Here is a 20372-nt window from a genome sequence, read left to right as displayed (position 1 = left end):
AGGTCATGATTGCTAATCTGGAAAAATCAAGACTTTCAGAAATTAAGGTTGCTTTTGTAATCGGCGCAAATGAAGGAGTTCTGCCTGCAAAGATTCAGGAAGGCGGGATTCTTGGTGATGAAGACCGGGAGAAGCTTGAACTTTCTGGTGTGAAAATAGGGCCGGGGAGCCGTACACGGCTTCTGGATGAAAGCTTTCTTGCATATAAAGCATTTGTTACCCCTTCTGATATCCTTTATGTTACTTACCCAATGGCAAACTCAGAAGGAAAAGCTCTTTTGCCATCTTCCTATATAAATAGAATGAAAGACTTATTACCTGGCTGCGGGGAACACTTTTTTGCGCCGGATCCAACTGAACTTCCGGAAAAGGAACAGTTGACCTTTGTGTCAAGCACCCGTACAGCTATTTCTTATTTAACTGTTCAGCTTCAGCAGAAAAAACGTAATTATCCTATTTCCGATATTTGGTGGGATGTTTACAATTTCTACATGACTAGTCCTTGGAAGGCAGGGGCACAAAAAGTTTTATCGAGTCTTTTTTATACCAACAGAACAGTACAGCTTTCTAAGGATTCTGCAGAAGAGCTTTACGGAGAAGATATTCAGGCAAGTGTGTCAAGAATGGAACTGTTTAACAGCTGTCCGTTTTCCCATTATGTACAGCATGGCTTGAAGCTTAGGGACAGGCAGGTTTATCGGCTTGAAGCTCCTGATATAGGTGAATTGTTCCATGCCGCTTTAAAACAAATCTCCGAAATGGTGAATGAGCAAAATATCACTTGGGCCAGCCTGACAAGGGAACAATGTGAGAAACTCGCTAAGCAGGCGGTCCAATCTCTGGCACCAAGACTGCAAAATGAAATCTTGTTGAGTTCCGAACGAAACCACTATATCAGAAGGAAATTAGAGCAAATCATTACAAGGGCTTCTTTTGTACTAAGCGAACATGCAAAAGCAAGCGGGTTTTCTCCAATCGGTCTGGAACTTGGTTTTGGGCCTCAGGGAAAACTTCCTCCGCTTCAATTCTCTCTTCGTAATGGCCGGAAAATGGAGCTTATTGGGCGGATTGACCGAGTGGATAGAGCAGAAGATGATGGAAGTGTGTTCCTGCGTGTTGTCGATTATAAGTCTAGTGAAAAAGACTTGAACTTAAATGAAGTTTATTATGGCCTTGCTTTGCAGATGCTGACATACTTGGATATTGTACTAGCTAATTCCAAGGATCTTGTTGGCATAGAAGCAACCCCAGCTGGAGTGCTTTATTTCCATGTCCATAATCCAATGGTCAATTCCGCAAAGGTGCTGTCTGTTGATCAAATTGAAAATGAAATTCTCAAGAGATTTAAAATGAATGGCCTAATGCTTGAAGATCAAACAGTTCTTCGGCTGATGGATAAAACAATTGATGCCGGTGACTCGCAAATTATTGCTGCAGGAATCAAAAAGGATGGAACACTTAAAAAGTATTCAAAGGTAGCCAGCAGGAACGACTTTGATGATTTAAGACATTATGTAAGAGAAGTGTATAAAAAAACAGGAAATGAAATTATTGATGGGATAGTAGATATTGCGCCGTATAAGATGAAGGATAAAAAACCATGCAGTTTTTGTTCCTTTAAATCAGTTTGCCAATTTGATGAATCAATCTCTGACAACCACTTCCGTATTCTGCCTGCAAAGTCGAATGACGAAGTGCTTGAGTCAATAAGAAAGGAGGCAGATTCTAATGGCTGATCTTCAGATTCCCATAAAACCAGATAATGTAACATGGACAGACGACCAATGGAAGGCAATAATGGCCAAAAATCGGGATATCCTGGTAGCAGCTGCAGCAGGATCTGGAAAAACCGCTGTCCTTGTAGAAAGAATCATTCAAAAGGTTCTTTCGGCAGATGACCCGGTCAATGTAGATGAACTGCTGGTTGTAACCTTTACAAATGCTTCTGCGGCAGAGATGCGCCACAGAATTGGAGAGGCACTGGAAAAAGCAATACAAAGTGATCCTCAGTCAAGGCATCTTAGAAAGCAGCTAAGCCTTTTAAATAAAGCGTCTATTTCTACCCTCCATTCTTTTTGTCTGGAAGTCATCCGCAGATATTATTATTTGATCGACATAGATCCAGGATTCCGGATAGCTGATGAAACGGAGGCACAGCTTTTAAGAGATGAAGTTATGGATGAACTTTTCGAAGAGGAGTATGGAAAAAAGGACAATGAGGCTTTCTTTAGACTTGTAGATGCTTTTACAAGTGACCGCAGTGATGCTTCCCTTATGGAAATTGTCCGTTTTATATATGACTTTTCAATGTCCAATCCTCTTCCAGAAAAGTATTTGCAATCTATCGTGGAAATGTATGAAACAGATCCAGAAGAGGGAGTAGACGATCTGCCTTTTGTTTCTGCTTTGCTTTATGATATTGAACTGCAGCTTTTCAATGCCAGCGAGTTAATTGAAAAGGCTCTGGAAATGTCTAAGCTTCCTGGCGGACCGGCTCCACGGGCGGTGAATTATATGGATGATTTACAGCTGATTAATACTCTTTCTGCAGCTAAAAAAGATTCCTGGCAAACGCTTTACAATGCGATGCAGACGATTTCCTTTTCAACTGCCAAACAATGCCGCGGCGACGATTTTAATAAGGAATTAGTTGAAGAGGCAGGAAAACTTCGGGATAAAGCCAAAAAGATTATAAATGGATTAAAGGATGAACTTTTTTCCCGCAGGCCAGAAAGCTTCCTTCGCGATATGACGGAAATGCGCCCTCTGATCGAAACACTTGTCTCTCTAGTAAAGTCCTTTGCTTTACGTTTTAGTGAAGCAAAAAGGGAAAGAGGCTTGGTAGATTTCGCTGATTTGGAACACTATTGTCTTGCCATTTTAGCCGAAGATGTATCTGAAAGCGGAGATTTTCTTCCTTCTGAGGCAGCTATTTTCTACAGGAACCATTTTAGAGAAGTCTTGGTTGATGAATATCAGGATACGAATATGGTGCAGGAAACAGTACTCAAACTAGTGGCGAAAGGACAGAATGAACCAGGCAACCTGTTTATGGTTGGTGATGTAAAACAGTCCATTTACCGCTTTAGGCTTGCTGAACCAAACTTGTTTCTTGGAAAATATAACAAGTTTGATTCTGATGGAAATACGCTCGGATTAAGAATTGACTTATCCCGAAATTTCCGGAGCAGAAAAGAAGTCTTGGATGGAACAAACTATATTTTCAAACAAATAATGGGCGTGAATGTTGGTGAAATAGAATACGATGGATCAGCAGAATTAAAGCTGGGTGCTTCGTATCCTGAAGAAAATATTCCTGTTGAATTGATGCTGATTGAGCGGAATGATGCGGGAGAAGACTTGGCTTCACAGGGGGAGGACTCTGCCTATGAATCTGAATTTGACAGAGTAGAACTGGAGCAATCCCAGCTGGAAGCAAAAGCATTGGCTCAAAAAATAAAAGAGCTGATTGAAAATAAAACGCCTGTATTCAATTCAAAAACAAAAACAAACCGTCCCTTAATGTATAAAGATGTTGTCATCCTCCTAAGATCCATGACATGGGCCCCTCAAATCATGGAGGAATTTAAACAACAGGGTATTCCAATATATGCTAACTTATCTACCGGGTACTTTGAAGCGACTGAAATTGCAATCATGATGTCTTTGTTAAGAGTTATTGATAACCCGTACCAGGATATTCCTCTTGCCTCTGTTTTAAGGTCTCCAATTGTAGGGCTTAATGAGGAAGAACTGGCTCAGCTCCGGATTTACAATAAGAGAGGGAGTTATTGGGAAGCTGTTGAAACTTATATGAGAAGCAGTTCACCTGATATAAATTCTGACCTTCAGGACAGATTAGCCCTATTTTCCGAAATGCTTGGGAATTGGAGAGCAATGGCAAGACAAGGCTCACTCTCCGAGTTAATCTGGCAGTTGTACAGAGATACACAGTTTTATGATTTCGCAGGTGGGCTGCCAGGTGGAAAACAGCGACAAGCGAACCTTCGTGCCTTATATGACCGGGCACGGCAATATGAAGAAACATCCTTCAGAGGTTTATTCCGCTTTTTAAGATTCATAGAAAGAATGATGGAGCGCGGCGATGACCTTGGTGCGGCAAGGGCATTGGGAGAACAGGAGGATGTTGTCCGGCTAATGACTATTCACAGCAGTAAGGGCCTGGAGTTCCCTGTTGTCTTTATTGCTGGCTTATCCCGTCAATTTAATCAAATGGATATTCGTAAGTCATATTTAATAGATAAAGAGTTTGGATTTGCTGCAAAATATGTTGATCCTGTTAAGCGAATTTCCTATCCATCCCTTCCTCAGATAGCTTTTAAAAGGAAAAAGAGAATGGAAATGCTGGCGGAGGAAATGCGTGTTCTTTATGTGGCTCTGACTCGTGCAAAAGAAAGGCTGTATATGATTGCCTCCATAAAGGATATAGAAAAGAAGCTGGAACAATGGAAGGCTGCGAGCTCTCATCCGGAGTGGCTGTTAAAGGATTATGAAAGGGCGGGGGCAAGCAGTTATCTGGATTGGGTAGGACCAACACTCTTCCGTCATCAGGACTGCGGGGATGGATTGACTAATTTAATTCCTGAGGAAATCTCCGCTCATCCATCTCTTTGGAAAATTAACAGATTAAATGCTGAAGAGTTAGTTTCAAAAGAAAATTTGGAAGAAGAGGAACAGGATAAATTTCTTGAGTTGGTGGAGCAGGGAAAAGGTGTACCGATAGAATCAACAGAAGGGCAACAGGTTTTTAAGATGTTATCCTGGGAGTATAGCTTTCAGGACGCTGCCACACATCGTTCAAAGCAATCAGTTTCAGAGATGAAACGGCATCGGGAAATTGCAGATGAAAACAGTGGAACTGATTTACTGAGGAAGTTTAAAAAGACTCATTTAAATAGACCGAGGTTTATGCAGGAGAAGACTATTACTCCGGCAGAGCGAGGGACGGCACTCCATATGGTCATGCAGCATGTGGATTTCAGCAAGCCTGTTACGATTCCCGTCCTTCAGGAACTGCTCTCTTCTATGGTGAAGGATGAACTTCTTACAGATGAACAGCTGCAGGTAATCGAACCTGAATTAATCGTTCAATTTTTTAATTCTGAGCTTGGCCATCGCCTGCAGAAGGCAAAGTATATTAAACGGGAAATTCCATTTACCATGTCATTGCCTGCCAAAGAAGTTTACATGGACTGGAAAGAAGAAAATGAGTCTATATTTGTACAAGGTGTTATAGATTGTGTTTTTGAGGATGAACAGGGACTTGTACTCCTGGATTATAAATCTGATACTATACATGGGCGCTATAAGGGAGGATTTGAACAGGCAAGGCCTCTCATTGAAAACCGTTATAAAATGCAAATAGATTTATATACCAAAGCACTTGAACAAATTTGGAAGAGAAAAGTGGATGAAAGATATCTATTCCTATTTGACGGTGCACATATCATGAATATTTAAAAGACAAAAAGCGGAGGAGCCCTATAGGCGCCTCCGCTTTATTTAGCTATTAAGAATTGATTTTATCAATTCTGAATGCACGACGGACAGGACATGGAAAGCATCGTCAGCTATATCTTCGCTCGAGTGAAAAGCATCTGCTTTTCCGGGGATGCCCTAGTCAGGCGAAAGGAGCAGGACAAGGAAAGTTTCGTCAGCTTTGCCTTGCACGAAGAAAAAGCAAAGTTTTTTCGAGGAAGGGCCGTTTTAAGTGTAATAAGCGCAACTACGGCGTTATCCTCGCTTAATGGCTCGGCAATCGACGGGTACTCTAATTATTCCCGGCAATAGGCTGGTCAATCAAGTTTGTATCAAGTACACCGGTTGAGCTTAAGCCGTTATTTGCAATAATAAACGCGCCGGTATTTAACGAACCTGAACCGGCAAAAGTTTTTCCGGTACTTTTTGGGGAAATAAAAGCGGCATCACCAAATTGAACTACTCCCCCGCTAACAGTAACGATTTGAACAGGGCCGATTATAGCAGGCATCAGAATCCCCCTTTTCTTTAAGTTTGTGTGTTTTCTCTTTCCCTAAGCTGCCGGATATGTTTAATTCTTGACTCAAGATGTATATGGCACGTACTGCCAATATGAATTACCGATGCTGCTGCATTACCGATAACCCGAATGCAGGAAACATTGATGACAGGATTGATATTTTGGCGGTTAATCCTTACATTTTCTATTAATGGGGGAATGCGAATCGGTTCTTTAAACACAGGATAGTTATAGTTACCTTCCGACCCATAAAAAAATTCTTCCTCCCTTTGAACGGCAAGAGCTCTGGAAAAACTATTAACAAAGGTTGAATCCCCAATCTCTATAACGGAAGAAAAGGAATTAATATTAACCCGAAGATGCTGGACGGAAGATAATCGGCTCAGCATTGCTTTATCCCTGAGGAGTAATAGGAACAAAAGGACCTATGATTAACGATTCAGCAGGGGTATCAAAAGTGGAAGACAATTGGATGGTTTCCGTATCCCCTACCAGGATCATGGAGGAGCTTGCAACCCCGATAACCTTAATGGTTCCTACACACAATTCTCTATTATAAACATGGTATTCCATTTATGAATCATCCCTTTCTTGTATCAGGAAGATTGCGGACGAAGGCGGTAATCCCTTTTTCGATGTCAATTTTTAGCTGCTGGATAATTTTATCTTTATTTTCTACCTCATATTCGGGCTGGCGTTTTTGCACCGGGATTTGATTTAAATAATGTTCAATACGGCCTGGGAGCTGTTTTTTTATATCCTCCTTAATAAAACTATAATAGGCAGAATCTACTGTCTTGAAAAATTCCTTTTCGCAGGCAGAAATAATATTTTCAGAATAAGAATCAACATAGTTTAATATTTCATCCTCAACATCAATTGTCTGTCTCATTTGCTCTGCTGGTGAGAAAGGGGTTGATAGGGTTTGATTTCCTACTGCAAAATCTTCAATTCCCTGCATATCGGAGGGATTCAGCCCTATGTTTAATGTACCCTCCAATGTTTCGACCTTCAGCTGGTCGAATTTATATTCAATCCGATCAACCCTGATTGGCGGTTTTGCCTTTAATTCCTGTATTTCCTTCTGCATTTCATTTAAGCTGTATTCCAATTGGCGGATACGCTGTTCCTGTGATTCAACAAAGAGGTGAAGCTTACGAATATATTCATAAAAATCCTGATACATTCCATTCACCTCCGTATCAAATTACGTATTTTCGCGTGATCCAGCATGCAAGGGAACAGATGGAGCCAGCATTAACTGACCTTGACCTATCGCTTGCTGCTTGGCAGGCTGGGGGGCGGGCCCTGTGAAGCCGCCTGTATTAAATAAGTTGGAAGCAGGTTTAATGATACCTGCACTCCCAATTTGGAAGACACTCGAATTCGTTATCCCACCGATTTTAATAAAATTTATATGAATCGACTGTTGAATATAATAATTCAATGGTATCACCTGCGCTTTTTAATCTTATACGTTCAGCACAATTCCTGCATCCATACCGTCCTGGTCCGAGGTATTGGTTGAACTCAATTCGTTTCTAATCCTTAAGGAATCCCCAGTATTAAACGACCCAGCACCCGAGAAAGTCTTTGCATTAGAAAGAGGCATAATTTTGTAAACATCCCCAATATTAAATACGGCGCTGCTTCCGATTGAGATAACTTGTGCAACTCCCACAATTGCTGGCATAAAGTACACCCTTTTTTCAAATTTAAATCAATATCCAAATACAGTAATTTCCTCCAAAAAGTAGGCGAATGCCCTTTTCTTAAATATGTTATGTGATATTTTCTAGAAGGTGATTCAATTGCCTATAAGACGCCTGAATGTTCCGGTTATTAAGAATTTCTTCTCGGGTTTTTTAAGCTGTAAATCATAATTAAGCTATAATGTATAAAGGAAGGGAGGACATTTAATGCCAAAAAAAAGGATACTTTATTTGGATGTTTTGCGCGGATTTTCTCTTCTGGGAATACTTGTGGTTAATATGCTTTCCTTTCATTCACCATATTTATATGTAGATCCCTATAAATATTGGTCCGAGCCGGCCGATGGTTTCCAGTATGCTGTAATCGATATATTTTTTCAGGCAAGCTTTTATCCTTTATTTTCATTCCTATTTGGATACGGCTTAGCCTCAATGAGGGAAAAAACGGTCGGTCTTGGAAAAAGCTTTGCAGGAATTGCTGTCCGCAGACTTCTTTTTCTAATGGTGCTGGGTACACTGCATGTGATACTGATTTGGCATGGAGATATCCTATTAATTTACTCGATTGTCGGTTTTCTTTCGCTTTCAGTTCTTACACTGTCAAAAAAGGCCCTTTTTACAGCAGGTGTATTCCTTTATCTTATTCCTAACGCTTTCTTGTCTATTTTTGGCCTGTTTATACATACCTCAGGTATAAGTTTCGATTCCAGGCCAGCGTCCCAGTCCATTAGAATCTATTCCAAAGGGAATTTCATAGATATCTTCTGGCAGAGACTACACGATTGGGGGGCTGCCAACAGCGGACTTTCTCTACTTTTAATTTTTACATCCATTTTTCCTTTTTTCCTGATCGGTGCATCCATTGCAAAAGGAAAAAAACTGCCAAACAAAACATCCCGGCATCTGTTATTTTGGGCTTTCTTCATCCCGGGCTTTGTATTTAAATGCCTTCCGTATATCACGAAGAAGGGTTTTGAGGCATTATTTGTTCAAGATGTTTTTGGAGGACCGCTTCTTTCTGTTTCCTATGCTATTGCTATATTTATGTTACTGAAAAACAAAAATACGAAAAAAATATTTTCCATTTTTTCTCACGCAGGCCGTATGTCACTGACTAACTATCTAATGCAGTCCATTTTAGGAACTTTCCTCTTTTACAGCTATGGTTTAGGACTCTACGGTAAAGTATCTCTATGGGAAGGGACTATACTAGCGGCAGCCATTTTTCTTTTTCAGCTATTTTTCAGCCGATACTGGTTAAAAAAGTTTGATGCTGGTCCGGTGGAATTCATTTGGAGAAGGTTTACCTACTTAGGCAAAACAAATCGATAACATAAATATTCGAAAAGTAATACTATTTATTATTAAACATCATTCATAAATTGATAAAATAAAAGGCAGCAGCCCTGAAAAGGGGTGCTGCCTTTTAAATGACATACTAATCAATGGAGGGAAAAGGATGAAATTTGTTACAGCTGAGATGAAGGGAAGTACAGCAGTCGGGGTTATGGACTCAACCGGTGAAAATGTTTTGCTTTTAAATGCCGCAGAACAATGCAAATCAGGAGAGAAAATATTCCCTGATACATTGCTGGAGTGTATTCAGATGGGAGATTCCTTTTTGGAAAAAGTAAATAGCCTCATTGATTGGGAGGAAGTGAATTCTCACTTTATACCATTAAGTAAAGTCAAGCTCCTTGCGCCGATTCCTCGGCCAGCAAAGAATATCTTCTGTGTTGGCAAAAACTATGCAGACCATGCAATTGAATTAGGCAGTGCCGCGGATATACCGGAGCACGTTATGGTTTTTACAAAAGCACCAACTACGGTTACTGGACCAGATACAGAAATACAAAATCACAGCGGAGTTACCAATCAGCTTGATTATGAAGGCGAACTTGCAGTTGTCATTGGAAAAGAGGGACAGGGGATTAGCCGGGAAAATGCATTGGATTATGTTTTCGGCTATACCATTATTAATGATATTACTGCACGTGACCTGCAGGAAAGACATAAGCAATTCTTTATTGGGAAAAGCCTTGATACAAGCTGTCCAATGGGCCCCTGGCTGGTACATAAAAATGAACTTGAGAATCCTAGAAACCTTAAAATTCAGACCCGGGTTAATGGAGAGATCAGACAGGATTCTAGCACCGATAATTTTATTTTTCCTATTGAAGAAATTATCTCAGTCCTTTCCAGGGGAATGACACTTGAACCGGGTGATATTATAGCTACTGGGACACCGGCCGGAGTAGGAAAAGGCTTTAAACCGCCAAAATACCTTTTTGGTGGAGATGTCATCGAAATTACTGTGGAAGGTTTAGGGATTTTAAGAAATACGATCTCGAAATAAACCTAAAAGCCGCTCGTTAGCCGCCTTAAATTTCGTTTTTTGAGATATGCTGTGATATGATAGGAACATCAAAAATAGAATTGGCATAGGAGGAAAGTGGATGACACACGTCCATATTACGACTTGGGTTATAGGAATTATTTTATTCTTCGTTGCTTTGTCGCTTCATAAAAGCGGCAAGCGAAAAGGCTCGAGAATCGTTCAAATGATTTTAAGGGTTTTCTATTTACTTATAATTGGTACAGGCATAGAGCTAATAATGAGGTACCATATTCATGTTACCATGCTTTATATACTCAAAATGGCTGTAGGTCTATGGATCATTGCGATAATGGAATTCATCCTAATGAGAACATCCAAAGACCGCAGGACTTCCGTACTTTGGATCCAGTTTGTAATTGCTATTTTGCTCGTTATATATCTTGGATTAAAACTGCCGCTCGGATTCCATCCGTTTGCATAAGGAAGTCAAGAGGCCACTTTTTTAGTGGTCATATCTTCCTGGTGATTTTCGTTCTAGGCAGTCGCTTTCCGCTCAATCATTTAGATATAAGATCAACATTAAAAACCTTCAATCACATGCAAGATCCAAAATTAAAAATAATGTCTAAAAGCTGCCAAAAATGGCGGCTTTTTGTATTTTTTGCATATCCTTGCTGAAACAAATATGTTATTTTTATATTAAGAATAGTTTCGTAATTTGAAGGTGAATGGTGATATTTTGATCAAAACTCTTAACTATACATATGAGAATCATCAGAAGCTTCAGCGCTTTATCCACCAGAATCAGCTGGATACGTTTCCTGCAGTGCTGATTCAAATTTTTTCAGGGGAGCAGGACCCGGATAAATTAAAAACAATCCAGCAGCGGCTAAAACTTTTAGTACCTAAGGCTACAATTATTGGGTGTACGACAGCTGGTGAAATAAATGGCAGCTCCCTTCAGGAAAAGTCTATAGTTATTTCCTTTACAGGGTTTGAAAAAACCTCCATTGATTCCTGTATTGTAGAGCAAAGAGATTTTCCCAATTGCTTTATGATGGGGAAAAAACTTTCGGAAATGCTAATAGATTCGCAAACCAAAGCAATGATTATCATGATTGGAAGTGTGGACCTAGATACACAGCAGTTCCTGGATGGAATTTTTTCATCCAAGCCAGACATTTTGATAACTGGCGGGATTGCTGGAAACAATGGAAGCCTGGAAGGAACTTATGTTTTTAATGGTGATACTTCTGTTTCGCAGGGGGCTGTTGCAATTGCCTTAAAAAGTGATTGTTTAATAGCAGAAGCGGGAGCAGATTTTAAATGGCGGGAAATCGGAAGAAAGCTGACTGTAACCAAAGCTGAAGGCCGCGTAATATATACGATTGAAAACAAGAAGCCAATCCAAATATTAAAGCATTACCTTGGAGAAGACTTTGTAAGCACTCTTCCTCGTTCGGGTGCAGAATTTCCGTTTATTTCTGAGAAAAAGAGTGAAAAGTTCCCACTGTACATCACCAAATTATATGATAGCGGAGCAGTGGAAATGAACAGGCCTCTCTTAACAGGTGATCGCCTGACCATTGCATACCCTGACATTGCATTAGTTATTGAAGAATCTCTGGCTAACATGAAGCGCCTATCAAAAAAACCGATAGAAGCATTATTTGTTTTTCATAGTGCTGCACGTAAATATTTTATGAATGACTATGTTGAGGCTGAATTGAGAATGCTTCAGCAGATTGCTCCGGTTTCCGGATTTTGCTCCTACGGGGAAATTAGCTCTCAAAAAAAGAAAACGGCACAACTGACGGGATACTCCTTTTCATACCTGGCGCTTACTGAATCTGCAGAGCTGCCAAAAAAAGAAAACAGTCTCTTTGAATACCAGCCTCCTCAGCATTTAAATTCAATCATGACCCTTACGCATTTAATGCAGGCAGCTGAAAATGATAATCGAAAACTTAATGAGCATTTGTCATTATCCGGCCAATACTATCGTTCTTTATTTGATAATAATGCTGACTTTGTATATTCAACAGATTTGAAGGGGAATTTTACCAGTGTGAACAGATCTTTTGAAAAGACGTTTGGTTATATGGAAAATGATGTGGTTGGAAAATCTGCTTTGACGTTTATTAATAAAGAAGATGCTGCCAGGGCAACGGCCCACTTTTTAAAAGCCCTCCAGGGGAAAGAACAATTTTACAATTTGAGGATTGCAGATGTAAATGGCGATGTTCAGCTTTTTCAAATGAAAAATATCCCAATTACTATAGACGGGGCTGCGATCGGAATTTATGGCATTGGAAGGAATATATCTGACATCGTTAAAAGCGAGGAAAAAATTGCAAAGCTTGCCTATGTAGATCCTCAGACTGGATTGCCCAACAGGCAAAAAATCACCGAGCAGTTCGGGGAATTGATTAAAAGGGCAAGCAAGAAAAAACGGAAGCTTGCTGTTTTGTTTATAGATATAGACAGGTTCAAAATTATTAATGACAGTCTTGGCCATTATGCAGGAGATCTGATTTTAAAAGATTTAGCAGAGAGAGTGCAGGAGGAATTGCCAGCCGGAGCTTATCTGGGAAGGTTTAGCGGGGACAAGTTTACTCTGATTTTAACGAAGAATGTTAATAGCGATCAAGTCATGAATACCGCTAAAAAGATTACAAGATGTATATCAGAACCCATTCACTTTGACCAAAAAGAATTTTTTGTAACAGCAAGTATAGGTGCGAGCCTGTTTCCCGAAGACGGCTCTGAAGAAAAGGAATTACTCAAAAATGCTGATATCGCTGTTAATAACTCTAAAAAATCTGGCGGAAATCGGATTACTTTCTTTTCCACAGAGATGAATGAGGAAGCTTTAAAGCGACTTGAACTGGAAAGTTATTTAAGGAAAGCGCTTCAAAAGGAAGAGTTTTACTTATGCTATCAGCCTCTGATTGATCTGGCATCAGGTAAAGTTTATGGAAGCGAAGCACTTCTGCGCTGGAACCATCCGAAATTGGGGCTCGTTTCACCTGGAGAATTTATCCCTCTTGCGGAAGAAACGGGATTGATTGATGAAATAGGGAACTGGGTATTAAGGACGGCTTGTGTACAAAATAAAAAGTGGCAGGGATTAGGGCTTGAGAAGCTAAGCATTTCCATTAATGTTTCGGCCTATCAATTTCAAAAAGACAGTTTTTTAAAGGATGTTAAGCTGGCACTAGAGGAAGCTGGCCTTGAACCAATGTATCTCACACTGGAACTGACCGAAAGTGCGATGCTGCAAAATATTGATTACAGCATTTTAACGATGAAGGCCCTCCAGGATTTAGGCGTAAAGGTATCAATTGATGATTTTGGAACCGGCTATTCTTCCTTAAGCTATTTACGAAATCTGCCGATTAATACACTTAAAATTGACCGCTCCTTTATTAATAATCTAATGATGGATACTTCCGACATTGCTATTGTTAAAGCCATTATTACAATGGGACAGGGACTATCAGTTAAAGTGGTCGCAGAAGGGGTAGAAACTAAGGAACAAATTGATTTGCTGAAAGAATTAGATTGCCACTTTGCCCAGGGATTTTACCTATATAAACCGCTAAAGGCCAGTGACTTCGAAAAAAATTTTTCACCTAAAGAAATTCATATGTAAATGGGATCCAGACAAAATCAGAATCCCTTTTTTTACGTAAATTGCTAAGAAATCAATTTTTCGATCACGAGTCTTTTCCCGGTATTAACCGTAAATTCAAAGCGGTCGTTCACTTTTTCAAAATAACAGAAGTGATGCTGTACATTGCAAATTTGTTCCTGGTTGTCAAAGACCATGAAATTAACGCCAGCCTTCCTGTCTTCCTCCGCCAGGAACGATAAATGGTTATAACAATACAAACAGTCATATATCGAAAAATCCATGGAATTAAGGGTGGTGACAAACTGAATAAAGGCTTCGTCATTTAGCTCTTCCAGCAGACGGTCAAGCGAGTAAATCAGATGCTTTCTGGTCCTAACCATATCCTGATCGCGTAAAATGATGGATTCATCCGTAAGGCAGACTTTTCCCGCCTCTATTAAAATCCCTCTTTTCCAGCGATTATAGCGAAAAACTTCAATTTCCTGATGAAGGGATTCGTCGAGAAGAGCCGCTTCCTCGGTTTCTTTGTCAAAAAAAATCCATTGGTCATTAATTAATTCTACTGTACCTTCATTGTATGCTCTTGATTGGAATTCAAAAAGTTTATTTCGCTGCTGTCGATTCATCACTTATCCTCCGTGAGTGTTGCTTACACTTACCTTTGTAGACATCTTTAAATGAAAATATAACTTTTTTTTGCTAAGTATATTGGACAATTAACCAGAATTCACTACCGGCATAGTATAGGAACACGTCTTTTAATCATATTTTTGGGCGCCCGATGTGGAGGAGGTATTGCTATGTGCGGAATTACTGGTTGGATCAATTATAAAAAGCAGATGAAGAATGAACTGGATATTCTAGAAAAAATGACAGAAACCCTTGAAAAAAGAGGTCCGGATGATACAAATTTATGGACAGAGGGATTCGTCGGCCTTGGGCACAAAAGGCTAATTGTAGTAGATCCTGAAGGTGGACGCCAGCCAATGCAGAAAACTGGAAAGGGAGCTACTTATACCATTTGTTATAACGGTGAATTATATAATACCGAAGATATTCGGAAAGAACTCCTATCAAAAGGATATTCGTTCAGGGGCCATTCTGATACTGAAGTACTGTTAACAGCCTATATAGAATGGGCTGAGGAATGTGTAACACACTTAAATGGGATCTTTGCATTTGCTGTCTGGGATGAAAAAAAGGACCATCTTTTCATAGCACGTGACCGGCTTGGAGTTAAACCATTATTTTTCTCCGAGGTTTCTGGTGGACTTATTTTTGGATCGGAATTGAAAGCTGTTCTTGCCCATCCGGAAATAAAGCCTGCATTAAACCGGGAAGGTATTGCAGACGTATTGGGGCTTGGACCTTCAAGGCCGCCTGGTTCAGGTGTATTTCAGGGAGTACGTGAGCTTAAGCCAGGTCACGCCCTAACCTTTTCAAGAAATGGATTGAAGATATGGCGTTACTGGAATGTCGAGAGCAGGAAGCATACGGACAGCCTGGAGGATACGATAGAAAATGTCAGATACCTTGTGACCGACGCTGTGAAAAGGCAGCTTGTTTCGGATGTTCCTCTGTGTACCTTCCTTTCAGGCGGAGTCGATTCAAGCATAATAACAGCCATTGCGGCAAGGGATTTTCAAAAAGAGGGAAAAGGGCCGCTCAATACTTATTCGATTGACTATGAAGGAAACCATCAATTCTTTAAACGGAATGACTTTCAGCCTGATGCTGATTCCTATTGGATTAACTTAATGGCAGAAGAATTTGAAACGAAACATCACTCCTGTATTATTAGTCAGGAAGAACTCGCGGAAAATTTGAAAGAAGCAGTAATGGTAAGAGATTTGCCGGGAATGGCAGATGTCGACTCCTCTCTTCTCTGGTTTTGCCGAAAAATAAAAGAGGACTTTACTGTAAGTCTTTCAGGTGAATGTGCAGACGAAATTTTTGGCGGCTATCCATGGTTCCACAGGCAGGATGATTTGACACGTGAAGGCTTCCCATGGATGCGTTCTGTTGCAGAGCGGCAGGAATTGCTCAAGCCTCATTGGGGAAGTAAATTGAAATTAAATGAGTATGTAATCGATAACTATAATCTTTCTGTCGCGGAAACTCCAGTAATGGAAGGGGAAACCCGAGAGGAAACAAGGAGAAGAGAAATATTTTATCTAAATATGAATTGGTTTATGACTACCCTTTTAGATCGAAAGGACAGAATGAGCATGGGTGCAGGCCTTGAAGTGCGTGTGCCATTTGCAGACCACAGGCTTGTAGAGTATGCCTGGAATATCCCATGGGAAATGAAAATGCATGGGGCAAGGGAAAAAGGCATCCTTCGCAAGGCTTTTGAAGGGCTGCTGCCAGAAGAAGTGTTATATCGGAAAAAAAGTCCTTATCCAAAGACGCATAATCCGTATTACACAAAACTAGTGCAGGATTTGCTCACAAATGCACTTAAGAATAAATCTTCCGTGCTCCATGAGTTATTCGATAATAAGAAATTAACGGCCATTGCAGAATCTGGCGGCGCGTCCTTCACCCAGCCATGGTTTGGCCAATTGATGACCGGCCCACAGCTTCTTGCACACCTATATCAAATTCATGTTTGGTTTGAGGAATATGGAATTAACTTAGCAGAGTAAGAATCTAACAAGCTCCCCTCGCAGCAGGGGAGCTTTAATATTGAACGCAAATTCGGATTTTTGGTGGGCAGAAGGTCCAGATAAGTTTTACCATAGCAGCCAGCACACTTTATCACATTTATTTTTTAGGATTATCGTCATGGAGCCTGGCTTTTAGTGCAGCTAATTATAAGAGGAGTTGGGAAGTGGAAGCATCTTTACAAAAAAATCTCACATCCTTTTTTGGATTTTTATAAAATTATCTAAGTAAAATCGTCTTGCTGCTCTTTAAACGAAGATAGTTTTACAGGAAAACACAAAAAATAGACTGTGAGAAAGATATTTAAATAATTAAAAAGGGGAAATGCACGATTTTGAGAAAGAAATGCACGATTTTGAGGAAGAAATGCACGAAATTTGGAAAAGAATGCACGATTTCGAGGAGGAAATGCACGATTTCGAGGAGGAAATGCATGAAATTGGAAAAGAATGCATGACTTCAAGGGAGAAATGCACGATTTTGAGGAAGAAATGCACGAAATTGGAAAAGAATGCATGACTTCAAGGGAGAAATGCACGAATTGAGGAAATAATGCACGTGTTTGCAATGCAATCCATACCATTGAGGAGATAACCAGGCCTGCTCTCCGGACCGCCAGAGCTATAAATGTAAGTTGGCAGATATATAATACAACTATTCATAAATGCTTTCAATATACTAAAAAAAGGCCGGGAACCCCCGGCCTTAACCTGCCTTAACAAAAGCCTTATTCACCCAAATCCTTGACCGCCATCGTGTTAACATTAAAATCCCGCGAAGCCACTCATCGCAAATAAACGCGATCCATACCCCCACTAAACCGAGCCCAAAATAAATGCCAAGAATATAGGAGAGACTGACACTGACTCCCCACATGGAGAGAATCCCCATGTAAACAGGGAACCTGACATCACCGGAGGCACGCAAGCCATTTATTATTACCAGATTAAAAGACCGTCCGGGTTCCAAAATAGTCGTTAGTAAAATCAGCGTACTTCCCAAAGCGATAATATCTTTATTGTGTGTGAAAAAGGAAACCAGCTGATGGGAGAAGAGAGAAAATACTAGTGATGCAGAGAAAGAAATAATAATAGCAAGTTTTAGACTCTTTAAACATCGTTTATAGGCTTCTTCATGTTTTTGGCCGCCGACCATATGCCCAATCATAATCTCTGTACCCTGGCTTATGGCAACACTGCCAAGATAAATAAACATCATGATATTTTGCGCATATACCTTCGTGGTCAGCGCCTCTGTTCCCAACGATGTAATGAAGAATGTAATGACCATCTGGGAGGCATTGTAGGATAAGTTCTCACCAGCGGCTGGAACGCCAATTCTTAATAGATTTCTAATATGTTCCTTAGGGAAACGAAACATCAACTTAAAAGGAAAGGGCCTAGGGACCCGCTTAAATAAAATATAAAGGGCAAAGAGAAATCCAATAAAACGGCTGACTGTGGTTGAAATAGCTACACCCTCAGGGCCAAGAACCGGAAACCCTAATAATCCAAAAATAAATAACGAGTTTCCTGTAACATTTAAAATATTCATTCCCACTGCTAAAAACATAGAGTCACGAGTGTAACCATAGCTTCTGATAATAGCACTAATAGTCATAATTAATGCTTGTATAAAAGAAAAACCGCCAACTATTTTCAAAAAAATTTGAGCCTCATTCATTAATTCAGCAGGTAAGTCCATCAGCTGCAAAAGATATCCGCCGAAGAAAAAGGCAATGGCACTGAGCAGAAGTCCAAAGAGAAAGTTGGCACCAAGTGAGACTGCAGCAATTTCGGTTGCGTTTTTCCCGCGTTTCGCTCCAAGATTTTGTGCTACAAGGATGGATGTTCCAGTAGCTACAAAACCAAACATCACAATGACAAGCGAAAGAATCTGATTGGATACCCCGACTGCAGCCACCGCTTTGTCTGAGTAGAAGGAGAGCATAAGTGTATCAGCGTTCCCCATTAGCATATAAAGTAAAATTTCTATAAATAATGGCCAGGTTATAGTAAACAAGGTCATTTTCTTAGCTGTATTTTCCATAAATAACCCCCATCCCCGTAAAAACAAAAGAACGCGGACAAGGTTCAGTAAAGGACCCTGTCCGCTTCTAAATATCATATGTCTCTGAATATTAAACCATTAAAACTCAAGGATGGCAAAGCCTTTTGAAACTAGCTGTATTGAAAATTTATCAGTTCCTGATATTTCTTCATTTGTCCATAAATTGCGAACAGACTTCCCAGATAGGTTAAAGGGCAGAACATAATCAACGGTATCACTTCCGGTGTTGAGAATGACAACAGCCGTTCTTTCTCCATTAGATTTTGTATAGGCAAGACATGTTTCGTGATATTCCCCAGGAATAAAGGAGAGCTGACCTTCGTTTGCCAAAAGAGGATTTTCCTTACGCAGGGCAATCAACTTTTGTACATGGGCAAATAAATCCAGATTTTGTTTCTCCGCGTCCCACTCCATGCACTTTCTGCAGCCTGGATCCTGTTCACCTGTTAGGCCGACCTCATCTCCATAATAAATGCACGGTGTTCCATTAAAGGTAAGCAGAAGACTGTAAATCTGTTTAAGGCGGTCAATGTCCCCTCCGCATACGGTCAATATTCTTGGTGTATCATGGCTGTCAACAAGATTGAAAGCAACCTCGTTAACATTTTGAGGATACATGTGAGTAACCTGGGACATATTTTCAATAAATTCATTAACACTAATTGTTTCTTTTGCAAACAAGTTAAGGATATTTGTAGTAAAAGGATAATTCATAACTGCATCAAACTGGTCACCGCGCAGCCATGGCATTGAATCATGCCAAATCTCCCCGAGAATATATAAGTCAGATTTGATTGCTTTTACTTCTTTCCGAAATTCACGCCAGAATGCATGGTCTACTTCGTTTGCTACGTCCAGGCGCCAGCCGTCGATGTTAAATTCTTTTACCCAGTAGCGGCCAACTTCCAATAGATATTCTTTAACTTCTGGATGTTCGGTATTTAATTTAGGCATCAACTCTGTAAAAGCAAACGTGTCATAGTTTGGAATTGGCTCAGTCACAATCGGAAACTCACGGATATGGAACCAATTTTTAAAACGGGAATTCTCACCATTTTCCAAAACGTCCTGGAATTGAGGAAAGAAGAAACCACTGTGGTTGAAAACGGCATCAAGCATAACCTTTATTCCGTTTTCGTGGCATACTTCAACCATCTTTTTAAAAGTTTCTTTGGTTCCAAACTGCGGATCAATTTCCATATAATCAATCGTATCGTATTTATGGTTTGAGTACGCTTTAAAAATTGGCGTAAAATAAATTCCGCTTATACCTAGCTCTTTAAGATGGTCAATGTGCTGGATAACACCTTCAAGGTCCCCGCCAAAGAAATTTGTACGGGAAGGTTCCAATGATCCCCAAGGGAGAGCACCTTCAGGGTCATTTTCACTATTGCCATTGGCAAACCGTTCAGGAAAAATTTGATACCAAACAGTATTTTTAACCCACTCAGGAGCACGGAAAACATCGACATGATTTAGATAAGGAAAGCAGAAATAATAGGCAGTGTCATCAATCGGAGCCTCATTATAGAACCCTTTTTCTGTATAGCACACAGATTGTTTCCCATCATTTAGGATAAATCCATATCTTAATCTCCTAAAAGGGGGGGCAATGCTGATAAACCAGTAATCAAATAATTGGTCGGATCCGCTCTTAATCATCTGAGAGGTTTTGGTTTGCCATTGGCCATCTTCCCATTCATAAGGATCTCCATGCAATAATGTAACTTCTTTCATATCATTTTTTTTAGTTCTAATCCTGATATGCAATTCTTTTTCAGTGCAAGCGTATGCATAATTATCTTTAGGGCGATGATAAATGGCTTCTTTAAACAATATTATTTCATCCTTTCCAAACATGATATATATAGGTTATTTTACTGATATAAGAATGTCAACGATATATTATTACCCATAAAAATTGTCAAA

Annotated in this window: 17 protein-coding genes; 8 read left to right on the top strand and 9 right to left on the bottom strand. The window is 40.0% G+C overall.

Annotated features, from left to right (window positions below; genetic code table 11):
- Together AC3WR0_RS20000 and addA are read left to right on the top strand one after the other, a co-directional pair.
- A partial coding sequence (locus AC3WR0_RS20000; protein ID WP_492553955.1) for a PD-(D/E)XK nuclease family protein occupies window positions 1-1736 on the top strand: 1736 nt, incomplete at its 5' end.
- A complete protein-coding gene (gene addA / locus AC3WR0_RS19995; RefSeq protein WP_492553954.1) occupies window positions 1729-5481 on the top strand; it encodes a helicase-exonuclease AddAB subunit AddA in 3753 nt (1250 codons plus the stop codon). The genes AC3WR0_RS20000 and addA, both read left to right, overlap by 8 nt.
- 310 nt (window positions 5482-5791) lie before the next feature.
- On the opposite strand, the gene AC3WR0_RS19990 is transcribed toward addA, so the two are convergent.
- From AC3WR0_RS19990 to AC3WR0_RS19965, 6 genes are read right to left on the bottom strand one after another with little or no spacing between them, the layout of a single operon-like run.
- Complete coding sequence (locus tag AC3WR0_RS19990) at window positions 5792-6010, bottom strand: spore germination protein (protein WP_027322719.1); 219 nt, start codon at window positions 6008-6010, stop codon at window positions 5792-5794.
- 17 nt (window positions 6011-6027) lie between these two features.
- Window positions 6028-6408, bottom strand: a complete 381-nt coding sequence (locus AC3WR0_RS19985; protein WP_027322720.1) for a spore germination protein GerPE — start codon at window positions 6406-6408, stop codon at window positions 6028-6030.
- A gap of 4 nt (window positions 6409-6412) precedes the next feature.
- A complete protein-coding gene (locus AC3WR0_RS19980) occupies window positions 6413-6592 on the bottom strand; it encodes a spore gernimation protein GerPD (RefSeq protein ID WP_492553953.1) in 180 nt (59 codons plus the stop codon).
- Window positions 6593-6599: 7 nt separating this feature from the next.
- On the bottom strand, window positions 6600-7205 hold the full coding sequence (gene gerPC, locus AC3WR0_RS19975; protein ID WP_027322722.1) for a spore germination protein GerPC: 606 nt from the start codon (window positions 7203-7205) through the stop codon (window positions 6600-6602).
- A 21-nt stretch (window positions 7206-7226) separates the two neighbouring features.
- Entirely contained in the window at window positions 7227-7466 is a 240-nt protein-coding gene (locus AC3WR0_RS19970; protein ID WP_027322723.1) for a spore germination protein GerPB, read from the bottom strand.
- 24 nt (window positions 7467-7490) lie between these two features.
- Window positions 7491-7712 carry a spore germination protein gene (locus AC3WR0_RS19965; RefSeq protein WP_027322724.1) on the bottom strand — a complete coding sequence of 74 codons (222 nt, stop codon included), beginning with the start codon at window positions 7710-7712 and terminating at the stop codon, window positions 7491-7493.
- A gap of 226 nt (window positions 7713-7938) precedes the next feature.
- Here AC3WR0_RS19965 and AC3WR0_RS19960 point away from each other — a divergent pair, with 226 nt between their 5' ends.
- From AC3WR0_RS19960 to AC3WR0_RS19945, 4 genes are all read left to right on the top strand, one after another.
- On the top strand, window positions 7939-9063 hold the full coding sequence (locus tag AC3WR0_RS19960; RefSeq protein WP_492553952.1) for a DUF418 domain-containing protein: 1125 nt from the start codon (window positions 7939-7941) through the stop codon (window positions 9061-9063).
- A gap of 127 nt (window positions 9064-9190) precedes the next feature.
- Window positions 9191-10087: a fumarylacetoacetate hydrolase family protein gene (locus AC3WR0_RS19955; RefSeq protein ID WP_492553951.1), complete on the top strand. Its 897-nt coding sequence runs from the start codon at window positions 9191-9193 to the stop codon at window positions 10085-10087.
- 100 nt (window positions 10088-10187) lie between these two features.
- Window positions 10188-10550, top strand: a complete 363-nt coding sequence (locus AC3WR0_RS19950) for a YisL family protein (protein ID WP_492553950.1) — start codon at window positions 10188-10190, stop codon at window positions 10548-10550.
- A 258-nt stretch (window positions 10551-10808) separates the two neighbouring features.
- Window positions 10809-13724, top strand: coding sequence for a bifunctional diguanylate cyclase/phosphodiesterase (locus AC3WR0_RS19945; RefSeq protein ID WP_492553949.1), 2916 nt, complete (start codon window positions 10809-10811; stop codon window positions 13722-13724).
- A gap of 44 nt (window positions 13725-13768) precedes the next feature.
- Here the strand turns inward: AC3WR0_RS19945 and AC3WR0_RS19940 are convergent, their stop codons facing one another.
- Window positions 13769-14332, bottom strand: a complete 564-nt coding sequence (locus AC3WR0_RS19940) for a DUF2777 domain-containing protein (protein WP_492553948.1) — start codon at window positions 14330-14332, stop codon at window positions 13769-13771.
- Window positions 14333-14506: 174 nt separating this feature from the next.
- Between AC3WR0_RS19940 and asnB the strand changes: the two genes are divergently transcribed.
- The gene (gene asnB, locus AC3WR0_RS19935; RefSeq protein ID WP_492553947.1) at window positions 14507-16354 is read left to right on the top strand and encodes an asparagine synthase (glutamine-hydrolyzing); all 1848 of its coding nucleotides are present in this window, start codon (window positions 14507-14509) and stop codon (window positions 16352-16354) included.
- 364 nt (window positions 16355-16718) lie between these two features.
- A complete protein-coding gene (locus AC3WR0_RS19930) occupies window positions 16719-16892 on the top strand; it encodes a hypothetical protein (protein ID WP_492553946.1) in 174 nt (57 codons plus the stop codon).
- A gap of 186 nt (window positions 16893-17078) precedes the next feature.
- Here the strand turns inward: AC3WR0_RS19930 and AC3WR0_RS19925 are convergent, their stop codons facing one another.
- Window positions 17079-18422 carry an MATE family efflux transporter gene (locus AC3WR0_RS19925; protein WP_492553945.1) on the bottom strand — a complete coding sequence of 448 codons (1344 nt, stop codon included), beginning with the start codon at window positions 18420-18422 and terminating at the stop codon, window positions 17079-17081.
- 99 nt (window positions 18423-18521) lie between these two features.
- Window positions 18522-20279, bottom strand: coding sequence for an alpha amylase N-terminal ig-like domain-containing protein (locus tag AC3WR0_RS19920; RefSeq protein WP_492553944.1), 1758 nt, complete (start codon window positions 20277-20279; stop codon window positions 18522-18524).
- Window positions 20280-20372: the final 93 nt, after the last annotated feature.

It is taken from the genome of Neobacillus sp. FW104-15D2, assembly GCF_058790155.1.
The sequence above is the reverse complement of the archived record's forward strand: the minus strand, read 5'-3'. Positions and strand labels throughout refer to the sequence as shown.